The following is a 16,220-nucleotide window of genomic DNA, read 5'->3' on the forward strand; positions in this document are numbered from 1 at the left end:
CAATTACCAGGTAATTGTTAACAATCTTATCTGGTATTTAATTTATCCAGAAACAAAAACCGGTCGGCATCTGTCTCCGGTTCAAGCTGAGTATTTACATCTATGTTCATATAGTAAACAGGGCTTCCCTTGCTATTTGGTTTCCATTTCGGTACGATCTTTCCGTTAGGGTTGCCGGTTTTTATAAAATTGGCGAAGTATTCCTCCATGGTTGCCGAAACTTTATAATCGTCCGGGGTCCAGGCATAAGTTTTATTGGAGCTTAAGTTTCCCAGGGCAAACTCAATTTCGGAAGCATGTGAGGCGCCAACCATAGGCGCAGGCAACTTCCCTGTGTTTTCAGTAGTCTTACCCACTTCCGGCGGCCGCGGGCACGAGAAAATATAACGGTACACAGGTTTGCCACTTGTTTTAGCTTGCATATCGGCCCATTTCCAGGTACCATAAACTATAAAATTATCACTGGCCAGCGCAGTAGCTGATTTGATCACCTCATCCTGGGTATTACCCGGAAAAAGTTTTAATACCATAGTGGAATCGGCCCCATACCGCTCTTTAATCTTTTTCGCATAGTTCTCAGGTGTGGGCATATCACCACCGGTAAATGCCTGGTACGGCACTTCTGCAGAATTCCAGCCAACCATCACCGGTACGTGCATTTCTTCACCGGCTTCCAAAGTTTCAATAGGTTGTTTAGTGAAAAAATAGCCGTCAATCAGGTTGGGGAATCTCCATGCACCAGGCTTGGATGCCAAATCGAGTAATTGCGAAGCGGTCAGTGCGCGGAGCTCTGCCAGCGATCCCGCGCCGGCGGTTTTAGCAAATGCAGCGCCGCTGCTTTCGCCATTGGTTAAAGTGCTCATCTTTCCAAAACCACCACTTTCACCAATTGCTCCGGAAAACAATCCTTTTGATAAAGGTGAGAGCACCTGGGCACAAACCGAAAATGAGCCTGCCGATTCGCCGGCAATAGTGACCTTTTCAGGATCACCCCCAAATGCGGCAATATTGGCTTTTACCCAAAGCAGCGCTGCATGCTGGTCGAGCAATCCATAGTTTCCCGATGCATTGTGCGGGGATTCCTTAGTAAGTTCGGGATGCGCGAAGAATCCAAAAATGCCCAAACGATAGCTTATGGTAACGGTAACTATTCCTTTTTGTGCCAAGCTCTCTCCGTCGTATCGTGATTCGGAGCCATCCCCGGCAACAAATCCGCCACCATAAAAATATACCAATACCGGCCGCTTGGTTTCAGACGGAGTTGCAGGCGCCCAAACATTCAGGTAGAGGCAGTCTTCGCTCATGGTATCGGCACGAAAGATCATATCACTGAAGATGTGTTTCTGCATTGGCATATGGCTAAAATGATCGGCTTTTAATACGCCATTCCAATTGGCCGGTGGCTGCGGTTCTTTCCAGCGCAGGTTTCCAACCGGCGGCAGCGCGTAAGGAATGCCTTTGTAACTGTTAATACCGGTAGAAGGATTATAAATACCCGTTAGTTGCCCATTGCTGATGGTAACCTGCGAATTTTGCTGGGCAAAGGCCGGCGCGAAAAATACCAGAGCAGTGAGGAATGCAATTATTGATTTCATGTTGTTTATAATGGTTTAAAGAAGTGTTTTTGGATGGATATGTTATAAAATCCGATAGCTGATAAAATCTCATTATTGCTATTGTAACATAATGATACAATAATAATTGCTAATTTTGATATTAGCAATACAATTACCGAAAAAACTTTACAATGAGCAATAAACCGGCTGATGAAATAAATGAGAACGGAACTGGATTTATAAAAAATGTAGCCATTGACACTGTTATATTTGGATTTCATGATAACCTGCTTAGGGTTTTATTATCGGCATATAAAAACACGAACTATTTTGCACTGCCGGGTGGTTTCATCAGAGAAAAGGAAAATCTGCACGATGCTGCACGAAGAGTTGCATCCGAAAGAACGGGCCTTGATGATATTTACCTGGAGCAATTTTATGTGTTTGGTGATTATTCACGTTATGACCCTCAACCATTTAAAGTCATAATGGAAGCAAATGGAAATAGGCCCTCTGAAAGCCATTGGCTTTTGCAAAGGTTTATCTCTATTGGTTATTACGCCCTGGTTGATTTTACCAGGGCCACACCCACGCCGGCTGCAATTTTTGATAGCTGTAATTGGTACGACCTGAACAATATGCCGGAATTGATACAGGATCATTCAAAAATTATTACCAAAGCGCTTGAAGTGCTCAGGGCAAACCTTGATCATAAAGTTGTGGGGTATAATTTGCTGCCGGAAAGTTTTACCATGGGTGAATTGCAGAAATTATACGAAACCATTTTATCAAAAAAACTGCTGCGCCCTGCTTTTCAGCGTAAAATGTTAAGTTTGTGTATATTAGAGCGGGTTGCAAAAAAATATTCAGGCGGGGCTCATAAGGCGCCTTATTTATATAGGTTTGTTACTGGAGAATAATTTTTAACGTTTGAAATGATAACGCCGCAGGTATTATAAGTCATCTGCGCAAAAAGTACGTGCTGCAGTTTATATTTAAACTTATTTATATGCAAAACATATTAACAACAGCACTGTTTACTCATTTAAAAAAAATCATTTTTACAAAGTTGTATTAAAGAGTATGGTTAAAAAAGTACCTGAAGGCGGATATAAGGATATTTTTAACTGCAGCCCGGCAACCATACTTGTAATGGACATAGATGCTCCATTTTATACCATTCTTGATGTTAATGAGGCTTATCTTAATGCCACAAACAGTACCCGCGAAGAATTGGTTGGTAAATCAGTGTTTGGGGCATTTCCTGCAAATCCAACAGATGAGGTATCCAAAAACATAGAAAGAACCATTTTTTCGTTTGAGCAGGCCATCCAAACCAAAAAATCGCATACCATGTACAATTACAGGTATGATATTCCGATACGGGGAACAGATAAATTTGAAGAGCGCTGGTGGACAACAACCAATACCCCCATATTGGATGAGCGGGGAGACGTAGTTTACTTTATTCACTCACCGGCAAATGTAACCGAACTGATTAAGTTGGGAGAGAGGGAGAAGGCGGGGGTTGAGGCGCTTAAAAATCAACGCAAACAGTTGTATTCAACGTTTATGCAGGCTCCGGTAGGGATAGCAATTTTCAAAGGGCCAGACTACGTTGTTGAACTGATAAACCCGCCGCTATGCGAGCTTTATGGGCAAACGCCGGAAGGGATGATTGGGAAGCCTGTTTTTGAGGTGCTTACCCACGCAAAAGGCTTGGGGTTTGAAGAATTACTTGATGATGTTCGCCTTACCGGCAAACCGTTCAGGGGGCACGACCTGCCGGCGCCAATATACCGAAACGGCAAATTAGAAACTGTTTACCTCGATTTCGTTTATGAGCCATTCAGGGAAGATGACGGTTCTATCAGCGGTGTAATAGCTGTTGCTACAGAAGTTACCGAACAGGTTTATGCCAGGCAACAGTTAGAAGAAGCCGAAGAACGCGCTAGGCTGGCGGTTGACGCGGTTGGCCTGGGAACATTTGACCTGAATCTGTTGACAGGCGAAATGATCACATCCAAACAATTTGCCAATATTTTTGGCTATGACGAACCTGTTTCACGGCATGAATATGTAAAGGTTTTTCATCCGGCTGATTTAGAATCGAGAAAAAAAGCTCATGAGGCCGCGCTGGATGCGGGCAAGCTGCTTTATGAAGCCCGTGTAATATGGCCTGATAAAAGTACCCATTGGGTTAAGGTTGAAGGTAAAGTGTATTATGATACTGCGGGAAAAGCGCTTCGCATTTTAGGCACATTATTAGACATAACCGGGCAAAAAAAGGCGAAGGAGGCATTGGCAGAAAGTGAACAATTGTTAAGAAGCATCACATCAGCAGCACCAACTACCTTATGGATGTCTGATGAGTATGGTTTGATTACCTACGTAAATCAAACCTGGATTGACTGGACGGGTATGCCATTTGAAGCACATATCGGCACAAAGTGGACCGGCCATATCGTTGAAGAAGATAAGGAAAATGCAGCTGAGAAGTTTGAAAACGCACTTTTAAACAGGAGTATGTACGAAGTGGAATTTCGCATTAACCATATTGACGGAACCACGCACTGGTGTGTAGCTAACGGGAGGCCCCAGTACCGGAGGGATGGGAGTTTTTCGGGTTATATAGGCGCTTGTGTGGATATCACCGAGCAAAAATACATGCAACAGCAAAAGGATGATTTTATAGGCATTGCCAGCCATGAATTAAAGACGCCCGTAACAAGCCTGAAAGCGTATACGCAGGTGCTGGAAAGGATGCTGCAAAAAAAAGGCGACGTCAGGGAAGCGGAAATGATAGGCAGAATGGACGGACAACTTAACCGCTTAACCAGCCTGATAGGTGATTTGCTGGATGTAACTAAAATTAACAGCGGCAAGCTCCAGTTTAATAACCAGGAATTTGATTTTAACACGGCCCTGGAAGATCTGCTGGAAGATTTGCAGCGTACCACAACCAAACATACTATTGTTAAAAAACTGGTGCCGGCAGGCCTTATTCATGGCGATAAAGAGCGTATTGGCCAGGTGATTACAAACCTTGTAACCAATGCTATTAAATATTCGCCGCATTCGGATAAGATAATTGTATACACTACTATTAACGATAATGAGCTAACACTTTGTGTACAGGATTTTGGAATAGGGATTGCTAAGAAAAACCTTAATAAGGTTTTTGAACAGTTTTACCGTGTGAGCGGCGAAATGCAACACACTTTTCCGGGTTTAGGCCTGGGTTTATACATTTCTTCGGAAATAATAAAACGGGAAGGCGGAAGAATATGGGTTACCAGCGAGGAAGGGAAAGGATCAACTTTTTGTTTCGCATTGCCAATAGCAAACAGGAACAAATAGAATTACGAGCTTTAACCAAATCAGATGAAAATATTTGCCGATAAAAATGACAAAGACTAAAAGAATAATGATAGCGGATGACGACCCCGGCATATTGGACGCGGTCGGTCTTATACTGGAATTTGAAGGCTATGAAGTGCATAGTACACTTAACGGCTCGGCAATATTAAGTATGGCTTCTGAATTTCCGGACCTTTTGTTGCTGGATATATGGATGTCCGGCGCGGATGGGAGAGATATTTGCAAAAAGCTTAAACAGGATCCGGCAACTTGCAATATACCGGTCGTATTGATCTCTGCCAGTAAGGATATTGAGCGTTCAGCATTAGATGCCGGTGCCGATGATTTTTTGGAAAAACCATTTGAAATGGATGTTTTATTGCAGAAAATTGAGAACCAATTAAAAAAGACTGGGTAATCAAGTTGTCGATAGCTCTGTCTTATAATAAAGACGCCATTTCAACAATAATAAACAATGCGGTGATCTTTTTCTGCCCTGTGTCATAAACCGTATTATTTTCGATAAATATTTTAAGGGTTAATTACAATGGGGGGCGATGAAATTATACTTGAAACCGAACGGTTAATATTCCGGCAGACAACGATTGAAGACCTTGACGCTTATTGTGATATGGAAGCTGACCCTGATGTACGCAGGTTTGTTGGCGGCAAGCCGCGCTCGCGGGAAGAAGCGGAGAAACGGTTTTTACCCTCGCTGCAGCCGGCAACAAACGGATTGCATATGTGGGCCGCAGTTTTGAAGCGCGGGAACAAGTACGTCGGTCGCTGTGGGATTTACCCTCATTTTGATGGGAACGGCGAACCCATCCCCGGCGAAGCATCATTTGGCGTTTACCTGGCTAAAGCGTGGTGGGGCATGGGCCTGGCTACCGAGGCGGGCCGCGCATTTTTGAAATATGGCTTTGAACAACTCAATCTCGACCGTATTGTGACCATGATACAAGTAGGCAATGATGCCTCGGTGAGGGTAGTTGAAAAAATTGGATTTGAGCTGATGATGATTGAAAAAGGAGAGTGGCGGGATTTTTATCATTTTGCGATAAACAGGCATAGGTTTGATAACTTTACCAATATTGTCAAATCATTATAGGCCAGGTAATTGCACGTGGTTAGCCATGGCTTTCTTGACAGAAAAGCGTTTCCAGTTATAAACAACGTTAGCCTTATAAACCGGTTTGTATGAAAAGAGCCCCAATTACTTTAACCGCAACGATCCAGTGCCATACAATACATATTATCCAAGAAGATACTTAAAGAATCCTATGAACCTGATGTGTCTGTCATCAATAATAAAAACTTTAAAAGTATTACTATTATCACTAAAGCACAGTTGGCAAAAGTATACGGGATTTTGGATAAGGATTAAGGCGTAATTATCCTGGCTGATACGCATGTAAATAGAAAAACAGATATTCCATTTTAATTTCAAGGCAGCAAATGACTCAATAGTCGCAACTTTTTCTGAAATTAGCAGCCGATGAATATTGAACTGTTTATTCCGTGTTTTATTGACCAGCTATTTCCGGAAACTGCTTTTAATACGATAAAAGTGCTCGAGAAAGCGGGCTGTACGGTAAAATATAATCCTGCACAAACCTGCTGCGGACAGCCGGCTTTTAACGCAGGTTTCTGGGATGATGCCAAAGCGGTGGGCAGTAAGTTTTTAAATGATTTTTCGGAAGACAGTGTGATCGTTTCTCCATCTGCTTCCTGCACCGGAATGGTGAAAAACTATTATAACGATTTGTTTACCAATACTGCTGCACACAATAAATGCCGGGCCATACAGGGCAATATTTATGAGCTTTCTGATTTTTTGGTGAATATCCTCCAGTTTGATTATTTCGGTGCTGAGCTTGACGGCAAAGCGGTTTATCACGACAGCTGCGCCGGCCTGCGTGAATGCAAGATAAAAGACGAGCCCCGCCAGCTTTTATCAAAAGTACTCGGACTCGAGCTGATCGACATGAAGGACGAAGAAACCTGCTGTGGTTTCGGCGGTACCTTTGCCGTTAAATTCGATGCTATTTCAACAGCTATGGCGCAGCAAAAGGTGGATAATGCTATTGCCGCCGATGCTGATTATATTATATCAACCGATGCATCCTGCCTGATGCACCTGCAAAGCTATATCGATAAAAACGAACTCCCGTTAAAAACCTACCACCTTGCCGATGTATTGGCAAAAGGGTGGGGGAACATATGATCCGGATGAAGTTGATTTTTGTAACGGACACTGCAAAAATCAATTTAACTGTTCCAATCAGGTAAAACAGCCGTTAACACAATGATTTGTTTCAGAAACCGTAAGGCTGGCTACTGCCCGGGTTTGATTCGTTAATAACTTTCTCATTGCTGAAATTTAACAATTCCATTAATAAGGCCGGCCACCCGCCGGGCAATTGTTGCGCCTCACCATTTTAATTCCATAAATGGTTTCCTTTAAAGTCATATTCTTTAATAAAATATTTATTAAAACAATATTTCATTAATAGTGTTTTAATCAAAATAATATTTTGCAATTAATGAAATATTGGAACTTATATTTGACTTATATCGCAACCGCCAGATATCACATGATATGGAAAAAAGAACAACTACGGATGACTTAATTATTGCCAATCTTGAACTTGCTTTTCAAAAGAAAGAGAAAGGGAAACGTGCCAAAGAACTGATAGTTGCCAATAAAGAACTTGCTTTTCAGAATAAGGAAAAAGGAAAACGCGCTGAAGAATTAATTGTTGCCAACAAGGAACTTGCTTTTCAGAATAAGGAAAAAGATAAAAGGGCTGAAGAGTTAATTATTGCCAACAAGGAACTTGCTTTTCAAAACAAAGAAAAAGGAAAACGCGCGAAAGAGCTGGTGATTGCCAACAAAGAGCTGGCTTACCAGAATAAAGAGAAAGGAGAGCGCGCTAAAGAACTGGTAATAGCCGATAAGGAGCTGGCTTTTCAAACCAAGGAGAAAGGCAAGCGCGCCGAAGAACTGGTGATAGCCGATAAGGAATTGGCTTTTCAAACCAAGGAGAAAGGCAAGAGGGCCGAAGAGCTGGTGATAGCCAATGAAGAGCTTGCTTTTCAGAATGAAGAAAAAGGCAAACGGGCTGAAGAGCTGGTTATTGCCAATAAGGAACTTGCTTTTCAAAATAAAGAAAAGGGCCAGCGTGCTAAAGAATTGATCATCGCTAACGAAGAACTTGTTTTTCAAAATGAAGAAAAGGAGAAACGTGCGGATGAACTGATTGTTGCTAATAATGAACTGGCTTTTCAAAACAGGGAAAAAGAAAGGCGCGCTGATGAACTGATCATTGCTAACAAAGAGCTTGCCTTTCAGAACACAGAAAAAGAAAAGCTCGCCAATGAACTGGTCATTGCCAATAAGGAGCTGGCCTATCAAAATAAAGAAAAAGAAAAGCGTGCGGATGAACTTGGCATTGCGAATAAGGAACTTGCATTTCAGAACCTGGAAAAAGAAATGAGGGCTGAGGAATTAAGTATTGCCAATAAGGAACTTGCCTTTCAAAATCATGAGAAAGAAAAACGTGCGGACGAACTGATCATCGCTAACAAGGAACTTGCTTTTCAAAACACAGAAAAAGGGAAACGCGCCGAAGAACTGATCATCGCCAATAAGGAGCTGGCGTTTCAAAACAAGGAGAAAGAAAAAATTGCAAATGAGCTGATCATCGCTAATGATGAGCTGGCGTTTCAGAATAACGAGAAAGAAAAACGCGCAAATGAACTCGTTATAGCAAATAACGAACTTTTCTTTCAAAATCATGAGAAAGAGAAAAGGGCCGACGAACTAATTATCGCCAACAAAGAACTTGCTTTTCAAAACAAAGAAAAAGAAAAAAGGGCTGCGGAACTGATTGTTGCAAACAAAGAACTGGATCTAAGCATTAAGCAGCTGACCGAGAGTGAGGACCTGGTGAGGCTGATAGTTGAGAACGTGAGGGACTACTCGATCATTATGCTTGATGCGGATGGAATTATTAAAAATTGGAATAAAGGATCTGAACGGATCAATGGATACCTGGCGGGCGAGATCATAGGAAAACATGACGCCGTTTTTTATACCAGCGAGGAAAATAAGCAAAAGATACCCGAGCTGAATTTAAAACGGGCTCAAAAAAATGGATGGTACCGCACCGAAGGCTGGAGGGTTAGGAAAGACGGATCACAATTTTTTGCTGACATCGTTTTTACGGCCCTGCATGATAAAAACGGGGTTTTGCGGGGTTATTCAAAGATTAGCCACGATATCACAGAGCAAAAAAAGGCCGAAAGTGATATTCTTAAATTCAGTGAAGAACTTGAGCAAAAAGTTATAGAACGTACAGCACAGCTTGAGTTGGCCAATAAAGAACTTGGTTCATTTTCCTATTCTGTATCACACGATTTAAGGGCGCCCATAAGGGCCATTAACGGGTATGCGAAAATACTGGAGGAGGATTACGGCAAAAAGCTCGATCCGGACGGGGCCATGGCGTTAAACTCTATCATCCGTAACTCAAAAAAAATGGGGCAGCTGATTGATGATCTGTTAGCATTTTCAAAATTAGGAAGAAAGGAAGTAACAGTATCAAATATCAATATGAAGATACTCGTTAAATCCATACAGGACGAGTTGTTGTTTGATGACAAGGACAACAATATTGTTTTCAATATAAAAACGCTCCTTCCCGCAAAGGGAGATCAATCGCTGATCAAGCAGGTTTGGATCAACCTGATCACCAACGCCATTAAGTATTCAAAATACAAACCCAAAACCTATATTGAAATAGGGGCCCATGAAAAAAACCATCAGGTTGTTTATTATGTAAAAGACCATGGTGCCGGATTTGACATGAAATACTATGATAAACTTTTTGGCGTTTTCCAGCGCCTTCATTCACAAGAAGAATTTGAAGGCACAGGTATAGGCCTGGCGATTGTTCAAAAAGTAGTTAGCCGGCACAAAGGAAACGTGTGGGCCGAGTCTGTACTAAATGAAGGCGCAACCTTTTATTTCAGCTTACCTGATATTAATTCTTAAACCCCGAAAAACATGCCTTTTAACGAAGTTGAAATTTTATTTGCCGAAGACAGTTCGGACGACGCGATGCTTACCATACGGGCGCTAAAAAAGAGCGGCTTTGCGAATAAGCTCCATCATGTAATCAATGGCGCCGAGGCGCTTGATTTTCTTTACCGCAGGGGGATTTACGCCGAGCGGAATTTAAATGGAAACCCAAAACTCATCCTCCTTGACCTTAAAATGCCGAAAATGTCAGGAATGGAAGTGCTGGAAAAGATAAAAGCAGACCCGGTACTTAAAGGTATCCCTGTGGTAATTCTTACCTCATCCAAAGAAGACCCGGACATTCAAAGATGTTACGCACTCGGGGCAAACAGCTATATCGCGAAACCCGTTGAAAGTGAAAATTTTTTTAACGTGATTAAAGAGATTGGTTTGTATTGGATGGTTTTGAGCCAATTGCCACTTTAATTTAAACTAAATCAAATATCGTAAGTCAGACCTATATTATTTACATTTCCGTAGCTGACAAGCCGTTGATAATAAAAATGTTATGATAGCCGAAACATTTAAAGTACTGATTGTTGAAGATGACCCTTATGACGCCGATCTTTTATTACGTGAATTAAAGAAAAGCCATTTTAATTTTACCAGCAAAATAGTTGAAACAAAAGAGTCATTTGAAAATGCTCTTGAAAATTTCTTGCCTGATATAATCTTGTCCGATTACTCGCTGCCAAAGTTTGACGGTGTTAGCGCTTTTATTATCAAACAAGTTAGCTGGCCGGATATTCCTTTTATTATTGTCTCCGGAACTATTGGGGAGGAACGGTCAATTGAACTGATCAAAAACGGGGTGACAGATTATGCGCTAAAAGACAAGTTATTCTCCTTATCGCCTAAAATACACCGTGCTTTAAAAGACGCCGAAGAAAAAAAAGAAAAAAGAAATACCGACGAAGAATTGAAAGCACAATATGAAAAACTGCTCGAAATTGCTTTTATGCAGTCGCACCAGGTTCGGGTGCCTATTGCCAATATCCTTGGATTATTTGAACTTTTTGAATTTGACAATCCCAGCGCCGCCATTAATGCTACGGTATTGTACAAATTAAAGTTGGTAGCAGAATCACTTGATCAAACCATACACGAGATTACCCAAAATACGAGCGATATCAGGAAAATGATAAAAGCAGCAAAATAAGAATAATGGTGCCGCCTGGCGCGTAAGGCCTAAAAAACAGGCATGCTGCGCTTTTATAACCCGTGTCACGCGGTGGCTAAGGGCTGAGCGAATTGACAATGTGTTCCATTTATACACGCGGTGTGTAAACCTAATGCGAGACAGTATTTATTATCGCCTGCAGTCCTAATCGACGGCCATTATGAGTTCCGTTTCCAGTTTGGTTTCGTCGCTTGTCCAATGCCCGTATATTTCAATATATGGCAAAACCGGCTTTAACCCCATCTTTCGTAATTCATTATGCATATTGTCGCCCTTTTGTTTTAGCCGGCTATACGGGCCGATATGTTTATAGTAAGCATATTTGGCAAGCAAAACTGTTTTTTGTTCCAGCCCTGTATCACTTGTAACAGGATCCTCCAGTTCAACACCCGCAAAAACTTTTTCATTGGCCTCATAAACCCAAATGTTTAAGCCTTTATGTTTTAAACCTTTCAATTTAATCACAGGCCACATCTTGTCCATTAAGGCAAAAGCAGTTCCTGCATAATTTTTATTTGCGGCAACACCCGAGAACCCCGAAATTTCCAATTTGAGTTTGCGATTAATTATTTCGATATTCATTAGTCATAAATTATTGAACAACAGAAAGATGAGACTATCTCAAATGTAAAATTGCGAAATAAAAAAACAAAATATTATTGCGAACAATTAAGACGCCACTCTGTAGGTTAATACCTGTAAAGGCCGGATGTACGAGAGCCCTTTAAAAATTCTTTGTTAATTGTTGATTTAAGCGAGACGCTTAAGTTGCTATGTGTCCAGGCAGCATGCCTGAACAGGCGGTTTTTTAAACCAGGGACGCCGGGCCTTCTGTCGTTAGTGTTCCATTTTTCCTCACGGAACACCCGGAACATTGTGAAACGCGCTCATTATCAGTGTTTTTGATGTTTTAACAAAATGTCAAATTTAACTAAGTTGCTGATAATCAATTGATATCAAAATTACTTTTTCAACAGCATCGATGTAATTATCTGGTGGTCAATTATTTAGTGTTTTAAGACACGGCATAATGTGTAAACCTAATGCAGGACGACACGCAACAAATTTCCATTCCCGCTCCCGATAATTCCCGTATCTTTGCGCATACTCCAAATTTTCCCATGCTCAAACAATCCCTCACCAACTTAAAAATTACCGCCCTTAACGAAATGCAGAATGCCGCTTTGGCCGCAGCCAAAAAGGGGGATGTAATTTTACTTGCGCCAACAGGTTCGGGTAAAACGCTGGGCTTTTTGCTGCCGCTGTTAAATTTGCTGGATAGCAAAATTGCTACCGTACAGGTGCTGATCCTGGTGCCCTCGCGCGAGCTGGCTTTGCAGATTGAGCAGGTGTTTAAAACAATGGGCACGGGCTTTAAGGTAAACTGCTGCTACGGCGGCCACCCGGTAAAAATTGAGCGGAACAACCTGTCGCAGCCGCCCGCGGTGCTGATAGGTACGCCCGGCAGGCTGGCCCATCACCTGCGCCGCGAGAGTTTTAGTACCGAAACTATCCAAACATTGATACTGGATGAATTTGATAAGTCGCTGGAGTTTGGTTTCCAGGAGGACATGACGTATATCATCAGGCAATTGCCCGCCTTAAAAAAGCGGATCCTTACCTCGGCCACCAAAATGCAGGAGATCCCGGCCTTTACGGGCATCAGCCGCCCCACTGAAGTTGATTTCCTCGAAAATAAAACCAATACGCCCGATCTGCAGTTAAAAGCCGTGATCTCGCCGGCGGCAGATAAACTGGACACGTTGTTTTCGCTCATCTGCAAAATAGGGGATAAGGCCACGCTGATTTTCTGCAACCACCGCGAGGCCGTCGACCGCATCAGCGACCTGCTATGGGACCGCGGCCTGGCACATGATATTTTCCACGGCGGCATGGAGCAGGAGGACCGCGAACGTGCCTTGTTAAAGTTTCGCAACGGCAGTCACCGCCTGTTGATCACTACTGACCTGGCCTCGCGCGGGCTGGATATCCCCGAGATTGAGTATGTGGTACATTACCAGCTGCCCCATACCGAAGAAGCTTTTTTGCACCGCAACGGCCGCACGGCACGTATGCATGCCAAAGGCACCTCGTACCTCATCCTCACCGAAGATGAAAAGCTAGCCTACGTAAAACAAAACCCCGAAATTGAACTACTACCCGAAAAACCGGTAGTGCCTAAGCCATCGCCCTGGGCAACGCTGTATATTGCCGCCGGGAAAAAGGATAAGATCAATAAAGTAGATATCGTCGGTTTGCTGCTGCAAAAAGGCGGCCTCGCCAAAGAGGACCTGGGATTGATAGAGGTACTTGACCATTCCTCCTACGCCGCTGTAAAACGCAACCGAATTGAGCATACCGTGGAGCTGATTAGCAAGGAAAAGATAAAAGGGAAGAAGGTGAAGATGGAGGTTTCCAGGTAAGTCACTCATCATCCACGCACATCCCCCCATCCACGCCCCCGCTGCGCTCATTGCGAGGAACGAAGCAATCTCTACAACAGACAGTCAGCGAGACGTAATGTACAGGTGTCCGGCGTTCGGCTGATAGGTAACCCATCCTGCCCACCGCGCGCTCATTGCGAGTCTGCCGACAGGCTCGCAATGAGCGCAGTGAAAAAGGTTAAACGGTTGGATGGTCACCCGGAGATTGTGGTGGGTGGATTAGCATGTGTAGAGATTGCTTCGTTCCTCGCAATGAGCGCAGGTATTTTTTTACTATTTTGCATGATGTTTCCTAAAGGCGGCTGTGTCTATATCATGACCAATAAAATGCATACGGTTTTTTATACGGGTGTTAGCTCAGATATAACGGGGCGTGTTTGGCAGCATAAAAATAAGTTCTACCCCAATAGCTATACAGCCAGGTACAATTGCGATAAATTGGTTTATTACGCTTTTTACCCACGTATAGAAGAAGCGATTGCTGTGGAAAATGCGCTTAAAGGCGGAAACCGGAAAAATAAAATAAAGCTTGTTAATTCAATGAATCCGCAGTGGCGGGATTTGTATGATGATCTAATCAGGGAGTAACTGAGCACGCAATGGTTTATAGGGCCCTAGTGCAAGTGGCGCCGGTAGCTCATAGATTGTGGTCTATTGATTAGCATATGTAGAGATTGCTTCGTTCCTCGCAATTAGCGCGCGGGGGAGGGTGCGCATAATGGCATATTTTCTTAAATTTGCATTATGAGCAACAACGATATCATGAAAAAGCTCCGCGTGGCGCTGAAATTTACCGATGACGACATCATCAAAGTACTCGATCTCGCCAATTTCCGTATCACCAAAACGGAACTCGGCGCCATATTCCGCAAGGAAGACCACCCCAACTTTAAACCCTGCGGCGACCAGATCCTCCGCAACTTTTTAAACGGGCTTATTATTCATATGAGAGGGCCGAAGGAGTAGGGTTCATTAGTTCACTGGTTTATTAGTTTATTGGTCTGCTTCATTAGTTTTAGCCAGACCGGTATCGAACTACCCACTAATGAACTAATGAACTAACTCATTCCTTCCTGATGATCTTATTGCTTACCTCTATCTCGCTCAGCATCCCGGCTGAGCTTTTGGCATAGTTCTTATATTGGTTCCGGCTTACTGATTCAGACATTTTTACAATATCCGTATTGGTTTGATTCAGTTGTTTGATCAGGCTGTTGATCTGTTTCAAATGTGAATTGAAAATCCTCACCCTGTTATTAAAGCCGTCAATTTTATCATTAACAGCCATTGCTGCGGCTGTTTTGGCCGTGTCGGTACTTTTGTATTGGTAAGGCGATAAGTTGCCTACCGTGGTAATTACAGGCGTTAACGCAGCCGTGGTATCTTTAGGGTTCAGCTTCACCAGGTTCAATTGGTCGGGATTGGGGTTATAGTCTACCAGTCCCTCATATTCGCCCAATATCGCTGCCGCAAGGCGGTGCTGTGTGCGGTACGATTCTTCTACCAGTTTCTCTTTTACGCTGTTTTGAAAGCCGTTAAAAAGCAATTGGGTAAAGTCATAGGCCTTTGTTTTTAAAACAGAATTCTGCACCGAATAATAGTTGCTCAACGTTTTGTTTTTGGTATACATCGTACCCAAATTAGTGCTGAATAGGGAGAAACCCGCAGTACCCGCTTGTATGCCGGCATCAGCTTCATTACCGTAGGTATAAAATTGCTTGCCCGATATTTCAAGATCATCTACCCGCTCGTACGAGGATAAAAAGTACAGGCGGTAATGCTGGTATTGCTGGTCGGGGTTGTCAATTTGGTCATAACAATTTTGTAAAAAAGCCTCAAAGGCCTTGTCCGTAATGATCTGGTATATATTGGCATTAGCGCTTGGTTTCCATCGCAGTAAGGATAGTTTGGCTTTAAACTGCAGTTCCTGGGCATTATCCACCTTCAGGGAGTCAAACAGTTTGGCTATATAGGACACGGATACGCCCACCTGCGCTCTGTGGTTATTATCAACCAGGGCGTAAACGCTGTCCTGTATAGTGAAATAATTTTCGGTATTGTTCCAGAAAGAGGGTTCCAGCGGTGGCAGCAGCAGGCGGTTTGTTTTTGTATCGACAAAAATAAAGGTACCCAGCGGGTACACATTCTGGAAATTATTTTCAAGCAAAGAAAGGCTGCTCATGGAGGAAGAATCCATCTTCATCAAAAAATTCAGCACTTTATTATGTTCCAGCTGCAAACTCAATCCCTCCATCGACTCAAAGTTTGAGCTTTCCTTTTCGGGGATAATGATGGGAATGTAATAAACCATTTCCTTTTGCCTGCTCAAAAAAGCAAAGTTCCGGCTCACGATCACAGATGTTTCATTTTCGGCGTCCTGCCCGTAAAAGCCTATGGTATCGCCTTTGTCTACCGAAACCTCTTTAACCCTTTCCTCGCCGGGGGCGAGTTTGATCAACGATTTAAGCTTATAGTCACCTGATTTTTTGTTGATCTTATAAAATACTGTTACTACATTTTTAGTAGTGTTTTTCACCCTGAATTTAAAGCCTTCGGCACTCACCATAAGGGGTGTTAATAAGATCAAAAGCGCT

Annotated in this window: 14 protein-coding genes; 11 read left to right on the forward strand and 3 right to left on the reverse strand. The window is 42.8% G+C overall.

Annotated elements, in window-relative coordinates; translation table 11 throughout:
* Positions 1-26 precede the first annotated feature (26 nt).
* Positions 27-1,595 (reverse strand): carboxylesterase/lipase family protein, encoded by a 1,569-nt coding sequence (locus MgSA37_RS12585; RefSeq protein WP_096352355.1) that lies wholly within the window; start codon positions 1,593-1,595, stop codon positions 27-29.
* Positions 1,596-1,747: 152 nt separating this feature from the next.
* Between MgSA37_RS12585 and MgSA37_RS12590 the strand changes: the two genes are divergently transcribed.
* The 8 genes from MgSA37_RS12590 to MgSA37_RS12635 all read left to right on the forward strand — a co-directional run bounded on the left by MgSA37_RS12590 (position 1,748) and on the right by MgSA37_RS12635 (position 11,161).
* On the forward strand, positions 1,748-2,476 hold the full coding sequence (locus tag MgSA37_RS12590; RefSeq protein WP_096352356.1) for an NUDIX hydrolase: 729 nt from the start codon (positions 1,748-1,750) through the stop codon (positions 2,474-2,476).
* Between the two features lie 163 nt (positions 2,477-2,639).
* Entirely contained in the window at positions 2,640-4,916 is a 2,277-nt protein-coding gene (locus MgSA37_RS12595; protein WP_096352358.1) for a PAS domain S-box protein, read from the forward strand.
* Positions 4,917-4,962: 46 nt separating this feature from the next.
* A complete protein-coding gene (locus MgSA37_RS12600; protein ID WP_096352359.1) occupies positions 4,963-5,334 on the forward strand; it encodes a response regulator in 372 nt (123 codons plus the stop codon).
* 129 nt (positions 5,335-5,463) lie between these two features.
* The gene (locus MgSA37_RS12605) at positions 5,464-6,027 is read left to right on the forward strand and encodes a GNAT family N-acetyltransferase (RefSeq protein ID WP_096352361.1); all 564 of its coding nucleotides are present in this window, start codon (positions 5,464-5,466) and stop codon (positions 6,025-6,027) included.
* Positions 6,028-6,414: 387 nt separating this feature from the next.
* On the forward strand, positions 6,415-7,143 hold the full coding sequence (locus MgSA37_RS12610) for a (Fe-S)-binding protein (RefSeq protein WP_096352362.1): 729 nt from the start codon (positions 6,415-6,417) through the stop codon (positions 7,141-7,143).
* Positions 7,144-7,518: 375 nt separating this feature from the next.
* A complete protein-coding gene (locus tag MgSA37_RS28580) occupies positions 7,519-9,975 on the forward strand; it encodes an ATP-binding protein (RefSeq protein WP_172885320.1) in 2,457 nt (818 codons plus the stop codon).
* A 12-nt stretch (positions 9,976-9,987) separates the two neighbouring features.
* Positions 9,988-10,428: a response regulator gene (locus tag MgSA37_RS12630; protein WP_096352364.1), complete on the forward strand. Its 441-nt coding sequence runs from the start codon at positions 9,988-9,990 to the stop codon at positions 10,426-10,428.
* Positions 10,429-10,510: 82 nt separating this feature from the next.
* Complete coding sequence (locus tag MgSA37_RS12635) at positions 10,511-11,161, forward strand: response regulator (RefSeq protein ID WP_096352365.1); 651 nt, start codon at positions 10,511-10,513, stop codon at positions 11,159-11,161.
* A 165-nt stretch (positions 11,162-11,326) separates the two neighbouring features.
* Here MgSA37_RS12635 and MgSA37_RS12640 read toward each other — a convergent pair whose 3' ends face one another.
* On the reverse strand, positions 11,327-11,764 hold the full coding sequence (locus MgSA37_RS12640) for a hypothetical protein (RefSeq protein ID WP_096352367.1): 438 nt from the start codon (positions 11,762-11,764) through the stop codon (positions 11,327-11,329).
* Positions 11,765-12,303: 539 nt separating this feature from the next.
* On the opposite strand from MgSA37_RS12640, the gene MgSA37_RS12645 reads away from it, so the two are divergent.
* From MgSA37_RS12645 to MgSA37_RS12655, 3 genes are all read left to right on the forward strand, one after another.
* Complete coding sequence (locus MgSA37_RS12645) at positions 12,304-13,605, forward strand: DEAD/DEAH box helicase (RefSeq protein WP_096357453.1); 1,302 nt, start codon at positions 12,304-12,306, stop codon at positions 13,603-13,605.
* A gap of 180 nt (positions 13,606-13,785) precedes the next feature.
* The gene (locus MgSA37_RS29095; protein ID WP_232010852.1) at positions 13,786-14,214 is read left to right on the forward strand and encodes a GIY-YIG nuclease family protein; all 429 of its coding nucleotides are present in this window, start codon (positions 13,786-13,788) and stop codon (positions 14,212-14,214) included.
* 156 nt (positions 14,215-14,370) lie between these two features.
* Positions 14,371-14,592 (forward strand): DUF1456 family protein, encoded by a 222-nt coding sequence (locus tag MgSA37_RS12655; protein ID WP_096352368.1) that lies wholly within the window; start codon positions 14,371-14,373, stop codon positions 14,590-14,592.
* Between the two features lie 97 nt (positions 14,593-14,689).
* On the opposite strand, the gene MgSA37_RS12660 is transcribed toward MgSA37_RS12655, so the two are convergent.
* Entirely contained in the window at positions 14,690-16,192 is a 1,503-nt protein-coding gene (locus MgSA37_RS12660) for a hypothetical protein (protein ID WP_096352370.1), read from the reverse strand.
* Between the last annotated feature and the right edge of the window lie 28 nt (positions 16,193-16,220).

Source organism: Mucilaginibacter gotjawali (assembly GCF_002355435.1).
GTDB lineage: Bacteria > Bacteroidota > Bacteroidia > Sphingobacteriales > Sphingobacteriaceae > Mucilaginibacter > Mucilaginibacter gotjawali.